Annotated in this window: 13 protein-coding genes; 10 read left to right on the top strand and 3 right to left on the bottom strand. The window is 65.0% G+C overall.

What is annotated here, in order from left to right; genetic code table 11:
- Positions 1 to 30 precede the first annotated feature (30 nt).
- A complete protein-coding gene (locus tag NDN01_RS06215) occupies positions 31 to 537 on the bottom strand; it encodes a hypothetical protein (RefSeq protein WP_272626500.1) in 507 nt (168 codons plus the stop codon).
- 221 nt (positions 538 to 758) lie between these two features.
- Here NDN01_RS06215 and NDN01_RS06210 point away from each other — a divergent pair, with 221 nt between their 5' ends.
- Together NDN01_RS06210 and NDN01_RS06205 are read left to right on the top strand one after the other, a co-directional pair.
- Positions 759 to 1,034 carry an HU family DNA-binding protein gene (locus NDN01_RS06210; protein WP_272626499.1) on the top strand — a complete coding sequence of 92 codons (276 nt, stop codon included), beginning with the start codon at positions 759 to 761 and terminating at the stop codon, positions 1,032 to 1,034.
- Positions 1,034 to 1,519 carry a YbaK/EbsC family protein gene (locus NDN01_RS06205; RefSeq protein ID WP_272626498.1) on the top strand — a complete coding sequence of 162 codons (486 nt, stop codon included), beginning with the start codon at positions 1,034 to 1,036 and terminating at the stop codon, positions 1,517 to 1,519. Before NDN01_RS06210 ends, NDN01_RS06205 begins: the two co-directional genes overlap by 1 nt.
- 201 nt (positions 1,520 to 1,720) lie before the next feature.
- Here the strand turns inward: NDN01_RS06205 and NDN01_RS06200 are convergent, their stop codons facing one another.
- On the bottom strand, positions 1,721 to 2,767 hold the full coding sequence (locus NDN01_RS06200) for a M24 family metallopeptidase (protein WP_272626497.1): 1,047 nt from the start codon (positions 2,765 to 2,767) through the stop codon (positions 1,721 to 1,723).
- 160 nt (positions 2,768 to 2,927) lie between these two features.
- Here NDN01_RS06200 and NDN01_RS06195 point away from each other — a divergent pair, with 160 nt between their 5' ends.
- Positions 2,928 to 4,661, top strand: coding sequence for a cytochrome c biogenesis protein DipZ (locus NDN01_RS06195; protein ID WP_272626496.1), 1,734 nt, complete (start codon positions 2,928 to 2,930; stop codon positions 4,659 to 4,661).
- Positions 4,662 to 4,690: 29 nt separating this feature from the next.
- On the opposite strand, the gene NDN01_RS06190 is transcribed toward NDN01_RS06195, so the two are convergent.
- A complete protein-coding gene (locus tag NDN01_RS06190) occupies positions 4,691 to 6,016 on the bottom strand; it encodes an MFS transporter (protein ID WP_272626495.1) in 1,326 nt (441 codons plus the stop codon).
- A 158-nt stretch (positions 6,017 to 6,174) separates the two neighbouring features.
- On the opposite strand from NDN01_RS06190, the gene cyoA reads away from it, so the two are divergent.
- The 7 genes from cyoA to NDN01_RS06155 are packed head-to-tail and all read left to right on the top strand — an operon-like array spanning position 6,175 to position 12,898.
- Complete coding sequence (gene cyoA, locus NDN01_RS06185) at positions 6,175 to 7,356, top strand: ubiquinol oxidase subunit II (protein ID WP_272626494.1); 1,182 nt, start codon at positions 6,175 to 6,177, stop codon at positions 7,354 to 7,356.
- A 13-nt stretch (positions 7,357 to 7,369) separates the two neighbouring features.
- The gene (gene cyoB, locus NDN01_RS06180) at positions 7,370 to 9,373 is read left to right on the top strand and encodes a cytochrome o ubiquinol oxidase subunit I (protein ID WP_272626493.1); all 2,004 of its coding nucleotides are present in this window, start codon (positions 7,370 to 7,372) and stop codon (positions 9,371 to 9,373) included.
- A gap of 4 nt (positions 9,374 to 9,377) precedes the next feature.
- Positions 9,378 to 10,007 carry a cytochrome o ubiquinol oxidase subunit III gene (cyoC, locus tag NDN01_RS06175; protein ID WP_272626492.1) on the top strand — a complete coding sequence of 210 codons (630 nt, stop codon included), beginning with the start codon at positions 9,378 to 9,380 and terminating at the stop codon, positions 10,005 to 10,007.
- Positions 10,004 to 10,363: a cytochrome o ubiquinol oxidase subunit IV gene (gene cyoD / locus NDN01_RS06170; protein ID WP_272626491.1), complete on the top strand. Its 360-nt coding sequence runs from the start codon at positions 10,004 to 10,006 to the stop codon at positions 10,361 to 10,363. Before cyoC ends, cyoD begins: the two co-directional genes overlap by 4 nt.
- Complete coding sequence (locus NDN01_RS06165) at positions 10,360 to 11,079, top strand: SURF1 family protein (protein WP_272626490.1); 720 nt, start codon at positions 10,360 to 10,362, stop codon at positions 11,077 to 11,079. Before cyoD ends, NDN01_RS06165 begins: the two co-directional genes overlap by 4 nt.
- Positions 11,076 to 12,368: an ATP-binding protein gene (locus NDN01_RS06160; protein ID WP_272626489.1), complete on the top strand. Its 1,293-nt coding sequence runs from the start codon at positions 11,076 to 11,078 to the stop codon at positions 12,366 to 12,368. Before NDN01_RS06165 ends, NDN01_RS06160 begins: the two co-directional genes overlap by 4 nt.
- Complete coding sequence (locus tag NDN01_RS06155) at positions 12,365 to 12,898, top strand: response regulator transcription factor (protein WP_272626488.1); 534 nt, start codon at positions 12,365 to 12,367, stop codon at positions 12,896 to 12,898. The genes NDN01_RS06160 and NDN01_RS06155 overlap by 4 nt, the downstream gene beginning before the upstream one ends.
- Positions 12,899 to 13,146 lie beyond the last annotated feature (248 nt).

The following is a 13,146-nucleotide window of genomic DNA, read 5'->3' as shown; positions in this document are numbered from 1 at the left end:
GTGCGAGACGGCGGCGCCATGCATGGCCGGCTATTGGGACGGACAATTCCCCGGCCGTTGTTCGGTCTTGCCGCCCGCGACATACCAGGTCGACGGGCCATCGGCTTTCGCGTCATCCTGGTAGAAACAGACTTCGGCGTTCGATCCGTCCGGGGTGATCGCGATCGACCAGTTGTGATAGCCGCAATTATGCGCTTCGCAGCCCCAGGCGAGGAGACGTCCGTCCTTTTTCACGATCGGCGCATCGGGGCCGTTATATCCGAACACGAAATCGCGGACCTTCCCGCTGGGAACGACGGCAATAACCGCCGCCTTGACCGATGGCTGGCCAAGAAAGGTGACGCCGTCGATCTTTTCCGAGGGATGCTTGCCCGTCCAGACGTCAAGCGCTCCAGGTGCCGGACCGCCGGTGGCGACATTGTCGGTAGCGGTGATCACCTTGGCTGCAGCATTATCAGCCGCATTGCCGTCCATGCCGGCACCGCCACAGGCGGAAAGGGCAAGGCCGAGCGCCATCGCAAGCCCCGATCGCACCATCGCCAATCCTCTCGTCAAAAGCCCCGCGATCCTTTGTCGTTCGCGTCTCGTCCAGGATGACACGACCGAGACCCGCGAGGCAAGTCAACGCGCCTCGTCATATCGCCATGCCGCCTCCGGCGACCGGCGCGACGAAAAGTTCGACGCGTTTGCCTGATTTGCCATGGACCTGCGGCACCGTCATCGCTAGCGGGCGTCGCTTCATTTCAATGGAGATACAAATGAACAACGCCGACCTCGCCGACAAGATCGCCGCAGCCAACGACCTGACCAAGGCCGACGCGAAGAAGCTGGTCGACGCCGTCCTCGGTGCGATCACCGACGCGGCCGTCGCCGGCGAAGAAATCTCGCTCAACGGCTTCGGCAAGTTCAAGGTGAAGCAGAGCCCAGCGCGCGAAGGCCGCAACCCGGCCAATGGCGCCACCATCCAGATCGCCGCCTCGAAGAAGCTCGGTTTCACCGCAGCCAAGGCGCTCAAGGACAAGATCAACGCCTGATGAGCCTCGAATCGGTCAGGGCCTTCTTCGCGGAGAAGGCCCCCGATATCGCGATCATCGAGCAGGCGGCGAGCACGGCGACAGTCGCCGAGGCCGCCGCCACGCTCGGTGTCGAACCCGGCCGCATCGCGAAGACGCTGTCGCTGCGGGTCAAGGAAACCGTCATACTGGTCGTGACCCGCGGCGATGCCCGGCTCGACAATAGCAAGACCAAGGCGACGCTGGGTGGCCGCCCGCGCATGCTCGGCGCAGACGAGGTAGAGTTCGTCACAGGCCATCCCCCAGGCGGCGTTTGCCCGTTCGGACTGGCGAACCCGCTACCAATCTACTGCGATATTTCGCTGAGGAGCTTCGACAGCGTCTATCCGGCCGCTGGTTCCCGTACGGCCTCGGTCTGCCTGACGCCGGAGCGGCTGGCCGCCCTGACCGACGCCCAATGGGTTGACCTGTGCCGGGCAGATGAGGGCTTCACGCCTGAGGCATAGCGGGCAATCGCCCTGTCACGACGGGAACGGCGCGATAGCCGCAAGCTCGACTCAATCTCACGGACGATTCCGGCTGGTTCGATCGTCGGATTGGCAAACTCTGCCCTGACGCCCGTAGCAAACGCCGGAGGATCAAGCGGCCAGTCTGGCACCAGCGCAGGAATGAAGGGCGCGACCGAACCTCACCAAGTCTCGTCGGGGCTAAACGCCTTGGGTTCTCCGCAAAAGTCTTTCGTAGAAACCGCCGAAGGAGCCGTCAGGCGATACGAGGTGAATTTCGAGGATCCAGTGACGCGGCTGTCCGTTGGGATCGGGATCGCGCATCCGCTGCGGGTTGCCGGGGCTGATTCGACCACCATCCCTCGCGGCGGGAGAGCGCGCATAGGGAAACCTGCCGACGAGGTGGCCGGCGATCTTCCCGCCGAACCGCCAGCCGCGTTTCTCCGCTTCCTCCAGCGCTGCGGCGTAGAGCTGAGCGCCCGTAATGTCCCGATCTTTCTCGAACCGCCGTTCGACCAGGCCGAATATTATCTCGAGATCCGCGACGAGCCTGTGTTTTTCCGGATCGTTGCCGACGACATAGCTGCGCCCCACATCCGCTTCCCACCCTTCGAACACCGGCCCGAGATCGAGAAAGACGATATCATCCTCGGCAACGACGCGATCGGGGGCCTCTTCGCCGGCTATGCACAAGGCGTTGATCCCGGCGCGCACGACCCGGTCGTGCCAATGCTCGCGCACCCCGAAATCCCGCGACGCGATGGTGAAGATGTCTCGCTCGATTTCCAGTTCCGTCCGGCCAGCGGCGATGACACCGGCTCTCTCCAGCGTGTCGAGAAGGCCAAAGGCTCGCTCCTCGGCGACGATCAGGGATTCCAGGCGACCTGCCTGGCGCCGATTTGCCGCACTGACATAGACCCATGCATCGACGCCCGATTTCAGCCTTACGCGCTCCCGTACATAGTCCGAAACCTCGTAAGCGTCGGCGGCCCGGAGTTCAGCCTCGGTGATCCGGAAAACGGTACCGCGCACCTCGTCATCGGGTGAAGAGCTCGGCTCGATGATCGGGTGGAAACGCTCACCGCTGGTCGCCAGGACCATAGGGTCGGTGATCTCCACCAAGGCCGCGCGATATCCCGGCAAGGCGTCTTCCGATCCGTCAAGGAGCCGGCCGAAGGACGCCATCTGAACGTCGGAACGGCGCAGCGTCCCGTAAGAGAAAAGATGGATTGGCTCCTGATCCGTCACCTGAAAGACTCCCTTGCCCCGCACTCGCCAGTCTGGGCGACCTATTCCATGATCGGCGTTTTCAGCCATAGCCTTCTCTGCGAGAAAAGACTGTGGGAGGTAACCGACGCCGCATCTGCGACGTATAGGAATCGACTCCAACGGCCGGAAGCGCACGCTCATGATCCTTTTCCTCCTGGCCTATCTTGGCGGTGCGCTGACGATCGTCAGCCCCTGCATCCTGCCGGTCCTGCCGTTCGTCTTCGCACGCGCCGACCAGCCCTTCGCCCGCAGCGGCCTGCCACTCCTGCTCGGCATGGCGGTCACCTTTGCCGGGGTCGCCACCCTGGCTTCGGTCGGCGGCGGCTGGGCTGTGCAGGCGAACAGCTATGGGCGACTGGCGGCACTGGTCATCCTGGCCGGTTTCGGGTTGCTGCTGCTGTTTCCCGCCCTCGCCGATCAGGCGACCCGGCCGCTGGTCCAGCTTGGCTCGCGGCTTTCGCAATCGGCGACCGCGGGCCGGAACGCCGCATCGACTTTCGCCGCGTCGCTGCTGCTTGGCGTCGCGACGGGCCTGCTTTGGGCGCCCTGCGCCGGGCCGGTCCTCGGCCTCCTCCTGACCGGTGCCGCGCTGCAGGGCGCGAGCGCGCAGACGACGCTGCTGCTGCTTGCCTATGCCGCCGGCGCGGCGACCTCGCTGGCGCTTGCCCTGCTGGTGGGCGGCAAGGTCTTTGCGGCGATGAAGCGGTCGCTGGGGATCAGCGAATGGATCCGGCGCGGGCTTGGCGCGGCAGTCCTTCTCGGTGTCGCGGCGATCGCGCTGGGGCTCGATACCGGACTGCTCACCCGTCTCTCGCTGTCGGGCACGGCGAGCGTCGAGCAGTCGCTGCTCGACCGGTTCAATCCAGGCAAGGACATGCCGTCAGCCGCCATGGCGGAGGGGAACGCGCTGGCGATCGAAGGCGTGATGCCGCCCCTGTCGGGCGCGACGGAATGGATAAACTCGCCGCCGCTGACGCGGGAGGAACTGCGCGGCAAGGTCGTGCTTGTCGATTTCTGGACCTATTCATGCATCAACTGCCTGCGCACGCTCCCCTATGTCCGGGCCTGGGCGGAAAAATACAAGGCGCAGGGGCTGGTGGTGATCGGGGTGCATGCACCCGAGTTCGCATTCGAGAAGGACCCCGCCAATGTGCGGGCCGCGGTTCGCGATCTCGGTATCGGCTATCCGGTCGCGCTCGACAATGATCGCGCGATCTGGCGCGCCTTCTCCAATCGCTATTGGCCGGCGCATTATTTCATCGATGGCCAGGGCCGCATCCGCTATCATCATTTCGGCGAGGGCGGTTATGCCGAATCCGAGAAGGTGATCCAGCGCCTCCTCGCCGAAAACGGCAATGCCGTCGGCGACATGACCATCGTCAAGGTCGATGCGCGCGGCGTTGGCGCTGCCAGCGGCCGGGACGTCCGGTCACCCGAAACCTATATCGGCTATGCGCGGGCGGAGAATTTCATATCGCCCGGCGGTGGCATCAGGGATGCTCCCCATGACTATACGGCGCCGGCGCTTTCCAGACTCAATGACTGGGCTCTGGCCGGCAGGTGGACGATCGGCGCCGAGCATGCATCCGCCGATGCCGCGGGCGGCCGGATCGCCTATCGCTTCCGGGCGCGGGATCTCCATCTGGTGCTGGGGCCATCGGCTGACCATCGACCGGTCCGGTTCAAGGTGACGATCGACGGCAAGGTTCCAGGCGCCGATCACGGCGTCGACGTGACGCCGGGCGGCTCGGGGATCGTGACCGAGCAGCGGCTGTACCAGTTGATCCGGCAGGCAGGCCCGGTCCGCGAACGGCTTTTCGACATCGAGTTCCTCAACCCCGGGGCCCAGGCGTTCGCCTTCACCTTCGGTTGATCGAAGCCGTCCCATCGCCCGTGCCCATCCTATTCGATGACACGGCCCAGTTCGCGATTGAGCCAGAGAGCCAGCAGCGTGCCGACAGCCCCCGAGAGCAGATATGCCCCGGCCGCCAGAAGGCCGAACCGGCTTGCCAGCAGCAGTGCGGCCAATGGCGCGAAGCCCGCCCCGAACAGCCAGGCGAGATCCGACGTCAGACCTGAACCGGTATAGCGATGCGGCTGCGAGAAGCTCGATGAAAGAGCGCCCGAAGCCTGTCCGAAGGAAAGGCCAAGCAGCGCGAAACCGATCAGCATGAACGCGATTTCGCCCGTCTCGCCCGCCGCGAGCAATTGCGGCGCGAAACCGCTGAACGCAGCGATGGCGGCTGCCGACATCCCGAGCAAGGTACGCCGGCCGAAACGGTCCGCCAGCAGGCCGGAACCGATGATGGCAAGCGTGCCGACCACGGCCGCGACCGCTTCGATCACCAGGAAGCGCGCGGGGCTGTCGCCGGTATAGAGGAACACCCAGGAAAGCGGGAACACCGTCACCATGTGGAACATCGCGAAGCTCGCCAGCGGCGCGAAGGCGCCCATCGCGACGGTGCGCCATTCGAAGCGTAGCGTCTCGCTGATCGGGGCGGGCTGTAGCGCGCGGTCTTCGAAGAGCCGCGCATATTCAGGCGTCACCACGATGCGCAGCCGAGCGAACAGCGCGACCACGTTGATCGCAAAGGCGACGAAGAACGGATAGCGCCAGCCCCAGCCCAGGAAATCCTCCGCCGACAGCTCCGACACGAAGAAGGCGAACAACAGGCTCGCCACGATCAGGCCGAGCGGCGCGCCGAGTTGCGGGATCATCGCGTACCAGCCGCGCCGGTTCGCCGGCGCGTTGAGCGCCAGCAGCGAGGCGAGGCCGTCCCACGAGCCCCCCAGCGCCACGCCCTGTCCCATCCGAAAGAGCGCGAGCAGCACGGCGGCGCCGATGCCGATCGTCTCATAGCCGGGCACGAAGGCGATCGCCGCAGTTGAGCCCCCGAGCAGGAACAGCGCCGCGGTGAGCTTCGTGCCACGGCCATAAGCGTGGTCGACACCCATGAAGATCAGCGTGCCCACCGGCCGCGCCAGGAACGCCAGCGCGAAGATCGCGAACGACCACAGCGTGCCGCTGAGCGGATCGAGGAACGGGAAGATCAGCTTCGGAAACACCAGCACCGAGGCAATCGCATAAACGAAGAAGTCGAAGAACTCGGACGTGCGCCCGATGATCACGCCGATCGCGATCTCACCCGGCGCGATACGGTGGCCATGGGCGTGCAGCGCGCGCGCATCCCGCTCTGCCTGAAGGGTGGGGACGGTTTCACCGCTCATCGGGTTCGAACTTTCTGCAACAGGGCGCGCAGGCGCAATTCTTCAATTCCAGGAATCCGGTGTGCCGGCTTCCGGCCCTCTAGCCTGCTCCGAACCGTTCGGGGGATTGGACAAAATGTCCTATGTGCGGTGCAGCATAACCCGACTAGGCGCGCCGAATGCGCAACCCCAGCCCCCCCTCCGCTCGTCGCCGGATTCGCCTCCTGTTGCCGCTCCTCTCAGCCGCAATGCTCGGCGGATGCAACATGGTCGTGCTCGACCCCGCCGGCGACGTCGCGCGTCAGCAGGGTAATCTGGTGATAGCATCCACCGCCCTGATGCTGGTGATCATCCTGCCGGTGATGGCCCTGACCGGCCTGTTCGCCTGGCGCTATCGTGCCGCCAACAAGGAAGCGCGCTACGACCCCGACTGGGATCATTCGACCAGCCTCGAACTGGTCATCTGGGCGGCGCCGCTGCTGATCATCATCTGTCTTGGCGCGCTGACCTGGGTGGGCACCCATCTACTCGACCCCTATCGGCCGCTCGCCCGCACCGCACCCGGCAAGCCGGTCGCGGCGGATGTGCGCCCGCTCGAAGTGCAGGTCGTCGCGCTCGACTGGAAATGGCTGTTCATCTATCCCGAACTCGGCATCGCGACGGTCAACGAGATGGCGGCGCCGGCCGGCCGGCCGGTGCGTTTCCGCATCTCCGCCTCGTCGGTGATGAATTCCTTCTACATCCCGGCGCTCGCCGGGCAGATCTATGCGATGCCAGGCATGGAGACGCCGCTCAACGCCGTGTTCGACAAGACTGGCGACTTCAGCGGTTTCTCGGCCAATTATAGCGGCGCCGGCTTCTCCTCGATGCGCTTCCGCGCCCGCAGCCTTGGTCCCGGCGCGTTCGACGCCTGGGTGGCCGAGGCGCGTCGGGGTGGCGGCACGCTCGATCGCGCCGCCTATCTGAAGCTCGAGCGCCCGAGCGAGCAGGAACCGGTACGCCGCTTCGCCAAGGTCGAAGCCGGGCTCTTCGATGCAGTGACCAACCTCTGCGTCGAGCCAGGCAAGATGTGCATGCACGACATGATGGCGATCGACGCGCGCGGCGGGCTGGGCAAGGCCGGCCTCTATAATGTGCGCGAGCTGGCCTATGACAAATTCGCCGGTCGCGGCAGCGGGCCGTTCGCGAACCGTAATTTCGTCGGCGCGATGTGTGCCGCGCCGATGACGCCGATGCTGCGCGCGCCGATCCGTCCCGGCAACCTCGCCCCGCTTGCCGGCGCCGGCCTGCCGCTGCCCAATCGGTCGACCCCGCCCGCCCCAAATTTCGCGTCCGAAATCCGGCCGCGCCCTCTTTCGTGATCGCTGGTCAGCCATGATTCAACACCCCGCACCCGTCAGCCCGATCCTGGGCAAGCTCTCGCTTGACGTGCTGCCGCTGCACGAGCCGATCCTCCTCGCGACCTTCGCGGCCGTCGCGCTTGGTGGCCTCGCCGTGATCGGCCTGCTCACGCGCTACCGGCTCTGGGGCTATCTCTGGAAGGAGTGGTTCACCAGCGTCGACCACAAGAAAATCGGGATCATGTACATGATCCTGGGACTGGTGATGTTTCTACGCGGCTTCGCCGATGCGATCATGATGCGACTCCAGCAGGCGGTCGCGTTCAACGGATCGGACGGATATCTGCCGGCCCATCACTACGACCAGATCTTCACCGCGCACGGCGTGATCATGATCTTCTTCGTGGCGATGCCGTTCGTCACCGGCCTGATGAACTATATCGTGCCGCTGCAGATCGGCGCGCGCGACGTCTCCTTCCCCTTCCTCAACAATTTCAGCTTCTGGATGACGACCGGCGGCGCGGTGCTGGTGATGGTATCGCTGTTCGTCGGCGAGTTCGCCCAGACCGGCTGGCTCGCCTATCCGCCCTTGTCGGGGCTTACCTACAGTCCCGGCGTCGGCGTCGATTATTACATATGGGCGCTTCAGGTCGCGGGTGTGGGGACGACCCTATCGGGCATCAACCTGATCGTGACGATCCTGAAGTTGCGCGCGCCGGGCATGGGCCTGATGAAGATGCCGGTCTTCACCTGGACCTCGCTGTGCACCAACGTGCTGATCGTCGCGTCCTTCCCGGTGCTCACCGCCGTGCTCACGCTCCTCGGCCTCGATCGCTATGCCGGTACCAATTTCTTCACGAACGACTTCGGCGGCAGCCCGATGATGTACGTGAACCTGATCTGGATCTGGGGTCATCCCGAGGTCTATATCCTGATCCTGCCGCTGTTCGGGGTCTTCTCGGAAGTGACCTCGACCTTCTCCGGCAAGAAGCTCTTCGGCTATACCTCGATGGTCTATGCCACGATCGTCATCACGATCCTGAGCTACCTCGTCTGGCTGCACCATTTCTTCACCATGGGATCGGGCGCCAGCGTCAACAGCTTCTTCGGCATCACGACGATGGTGATCTCGATCCCGACCGGCGCAAAACTCTTCAACTGGCTCTTCACCATGTATCGCGGCCGAATCCGCTTCGAACTGCCAATGATGTGGACAGTCGCCTTCATGCTCACCTTCGTGGTTGGCGGCATGACCGGTGTGCTGCTCGCGGTACCGCCGGCCGACTTCGTGCTGCACAACTCGCTGTTCCTGATCGCGCACTTCCACAATGTGATCATCGGCGGCGTGCTGTTCGGCCTGTTCGCGGCGATCAACTATTGGTGGCCCAAGGCGTTCGGCTTCAGGCTCGACCCGTTCTGGGGCAAGGTGAGCTTCTGGTGCTGGGTGACGGGGTTCTGGCTCGCCTTCATGCCGCTCTACATCCTGGGCCTGATGGGCGTGACGCGGCGCATGCGCGTGTTCGACGATTCGTCGCTTCAGATCTTCTTCGTGATCGCCGCGATCGGCGCGGTCGTCATCGCCGTCGGGATCGCCGCGATGCTCATCCAGTTCGCGGTGAGCATCTGGAGGCGGGAGGAACTGGTGGATACCACCGGCGATCCGTGGAACGGGCGCACTCTCGAATGGGCGACCTCGTCGCCGCCGCCCGACTATAATTTCGCATTCACGCCGGTGATCCATTCGCTCGACGCGTGGCATGACATGAAGAGCCATAACGCCGAACGCCCGGTGACCGGCTTCCGCCCGATCCATATGCCGAGCAACACCGGCGCCGGCGTGGTCCTGGCCGGCATCAGCACGCTGATCGGCTTCGCGCTGATCTGGCATGTCTGGTGGCTGGTGGTGGTCGGCCTGGTCTCGCTGATCGCCACCACGATCATTCATACCTTCAACTACAAGCGCGATTTCGACATCCCGGCCGAGACTGTCGCCGAAACCGAGGCGGCGCGCACCCGCCTGCTCGCTGCGGGAGCCTGACGCCGTGACCACCACTACGCTTCCCGTCGCGGACGAGACCGTCCGCTTCTACGACCTCGACGAGCATGCGCATCCGGAAGGCCACAGCACCATGCTTGGCTTCTGGATCTATCTGATGAGCGACTGCCTCATCTTCGCGATCCTCTTCGCCACCTACGCGGTGCTCGGCGGCAGCTATGCGGCCGGCCCGGGCCCCCGCGACCTGTTCGACCTCCCCCTCGTCGCGCTCAACACAGCGATGCTGCTCTTCTCGTCGATCACCTATGGCTTCGCGATGCTGACGATGCAGCGCGGGCAGCGTGGCCAGGTGCTGTTCTGGCTCGCCGTCACCGGATTGTTCGGCGCGGCGTTCCTCGGCATCGAACTCTATGAGTTCAACCACCTGATCCATGAGGGCGCCGGTCCCTGGCGCAGCGCCTTCCTTTCGGCTTTCTTCACGCTGGTTGGCACCCATGGGCTGCACGTAACCTTCGGCACCATCTGGCTGGTCACGCTGATGGTCCAGGTGCGCCGCTTCGGGCTGATCCCGGCCAACAGGCGCCGGCTGATGTGCCTCAGCCTGTTCTGGCACTTCCTCGACGTCATCTGGATCGGCGTCTTCACCTTCGTCTATCTGATGGGAATGCTGCGATGAGCCACGATCCGCACGCTCACGAGATCGAGGTCCCGCACGGATCTCTGCGCGACTATGCGACCGGCTTCCTGTTGTCGGTGGTTCTCACCGCCATTCCGTTCTGGCTGGTGATGGCGCGGCCCTTTTCCGACGTGACCACCGCCGTGACGGTGATGGCGTTCGCGGCGGTACAAATGGTGGTCCATATGGTCTATTTCCTCCATATGAGTCCCAAGGCCGAAGGCGGATGGACGATGACTGCGCTCATCTTCACGATCATCATCGTCGCGATCATGCTCTCCGGATCGCTCTGGGTGATGTACCACCTCAACACGAACATGATGCCGATGCCGCACGACCCGAGCCAATTGCCGTGACCGCAGCACGCCGGCCCCGTGCGTGGAGGGCCGCCACGGCGGCGGTACTCTGCGCAGCGGTGCTGGCGGCGCTGGGTGTGTGGCAGCTCGAACGGCGGGCATGGAAGCATAGCCTGATCGCGGCGGTCGACGCGCGTGTGCACGCCGCACCCGTACCGGCGCCCGGGCCGACAGCCTGGAACGGGATTTCCGCAGCGCAGGACGCCTATCGCCCTATCCGGATCGCCGGCCGCTTCCTGCACGATCGCGAGACGCTGGTGCAGGCCGTCACTGAACGCGGCGGTGGCTATTGGGTGCTGACGCCGCTCAAGACGCCGGACTTCACCGTGCTGGTCAATCGCGGCTTCGTACCTCCCGACCGGCGCGATCCGGCAACGCGCCCGCAGACGAGCGACAATAGAATAGTGACGACAACCGGCCTGCTGCGCGTCAGCGAGCCGGGCGGCGGTTTCCTGCGGACAAATGATCCGGCAGCAAACCGCTGGTATTCGCGCGACGTCACCGCCATCGCCGCCGCGCGCGGACTGGGCAGCGTTGCCCCCTATTTCATCGACGCCGACGCAACGCCCAATCCGGGCGGCTACCCTGTCGGAGGGCTCACCGTCGTGCGCTTCACCGACAATCATCTCCTCTACGCCCTCACCTGGTTCACGCTTGCCGGCCTGGCGTTGTGGGCAGCGGCGCGGATGATCCGGCGGGACGACACCCCGGCATGATCAGCGCCGAGCCTCCACCCGAAACCGATGCCGGCCAGCGCAACATGCGTCTGCTGGTCCAGCTCCGCTGGATCGCGGTCGGCGGGCAACTACTCACCATCGCCATCGTCCATTTCGCAATGGGCGTACGCCTGCCCCTCGTCCCGCTGCTCGTCGCGCCGCTGTTGCTGGCAGCGATCAATCTCGCCACCCAGTCCCTGCTCGGCCGCCGCAGGGCCATCGCCAATAGCGAGCTCACGGCAGCGCTGCTTCTCGACGTCGTCGCGCTCGCCTGGCAGCTGCATTTCTCGGGCGGGCTCGCCAATCCCTTTGCCTCGCTTTTCCTGCTGCAGGTGGTGATCGGCGCGATGCTCCTCAGCCCCTGGTCGAGCTGGACGATCGTCGGCGCCGCAAGCCTTGGGCTCCTGGCCATTGCCGTCCAGCCGGTGCCACTGGTGGTCCCCCCGGCATTCGGAGATCCATTCCAACTCTATCTCGCCGGCAGCATGGTCTGCTTCGCGCTGATCGCGGTGCTGCTCGTCCTTTTCGTCACCCGCATCAGCCGCAACCTGCGCGATCGGGACGCCGCGCTTGCCGCCATCCGCCAGCGCGCTGCCGAGGAGGACCATATCGTCCGCATGGGCCTGCTCGCCTCGGGCGCGGCGCATGAACTGGGGACGCCGCTATCCTCGGTGTCGGTCATCCTTGGCGACTGGCAGCGCATGCCACGGCTCGTCCAAGACAAGGATATTGGCCAGGACATCGCCGACATGCAGGCCGAAGTCGCGCGCTGCAAGGCGATCGTCAGCGGCATCCTGCTTTCCGCCGGGGAGGCCCGCGGTGTCGCCCCCGAATTCACCACGGTGCGCGGCTTCCTCAATGCTGTTGTGGCCGACTGGCGCACCAGCCGGTTGCCGGAGACGCTCGACTATATCGACCGCTTCGGCGGCGACGTACCCATCGTCTCCGATCCCGCGCTCCGCCAGGTACTGGGCAATGTCATCGACAATGCGGCCGAGGTCTCGCCCGACTGGATCGGAATCACCTCGCTGCGCGAGCGAGACGATCTGGTGATCGAGATCGCGGATCGCGGCCCGGGTTTCCCCGCCGATATGCTCGAGACGTTCGGCCAGCCCTATCGCTCGAGCAAGGGCCGGGCGGGCGGAGGGCTGGGATTGTTCCTTCTCGTCAATGTGCTGCGCAAGCTGGGCGGCTCCGCGAGCGCTGAAAATCGACCGGGCGGCGGCGCAGTGGTGCGCCTTCGGCTGCCCCTCGACTCGATCGCCCGCCCCGCGGGAAACCAGGCATGACCGACGCCAGCCGGCTCGTGATCGTGGAGGACGATGAAGCCTTCGCGCGGACACTCAAGCGTTCGTTCGAGCGCCGGGGTTATCAGGTGCGCGTGGCCGCGAGCCACGAGGAGCTTGCGGCGCTGCTCGTCGACTTCGCGCCCGGCTACGCGGTGGTCGATCTCAAGCTCGGCGGCGCCTCCGGCCTAGCCTGCGTTCAATCCCTGCATGCCCAGGATGCAACGATGCGGATCGTGGTGCTGACCGGCTTCGCCAGCATCGCCACCGCCGTCGAGGCCATCAAGCTGGGCGCATCCTATTATCTCGCCAAACCCTCCAACACCGACGACATCGAAGCTGCGTTCGAGCGCGAGGCGGGAGACCCGGACGCACCACTCGCCGCCCGCCCGTCCTCGATCAAGACGGTGGAATGGGAGCATATCCACCAGACCCTGGTGGAGACCGACTTCAACATCTCCGAGGCCGCGCGCAGGCTCGGCATGCATCGCCGCACGCTCGCGCGCAAACTCGAGAAACGGCAGCTGCGTTGATCGTCATCTCCGGCATCCGGGAATATCCCCGCGCTACTTGCCACGAGATATTTTTACTAACTGACTAATGAATGAATATCTTTCCTGACGATCGCTGCCCTGTCATACAGTGAGGTGAAAAGCGGTTTCGAAACCGCGTGTCGAAGCAGGAGAGGCAGGAGAAATGGGCGACCAAGGTCACAGCCGGCGATTTGTCCGACCGACGCGACGGGAACTCGTTGGCGGGACCGCCGCGCTGCTCACCCTGG

It is taken from the genome of Sphingomonas sp. QA11 (assembly GCF_028473665.1).
In the GTDB taxonomy this organism is placed as follows: domain Bacteria; phylum Pseudomonadota; class Alphaproteobacteria; order Sphingomonadales; family Sphingomonadaceae; genus Sphingomonas; species Sphingomonas phytovorans.
Note: the sequence above shows the minus strand (reverse complement) of the source record. Positions and strands in the feature narration are given on the sequence as shown.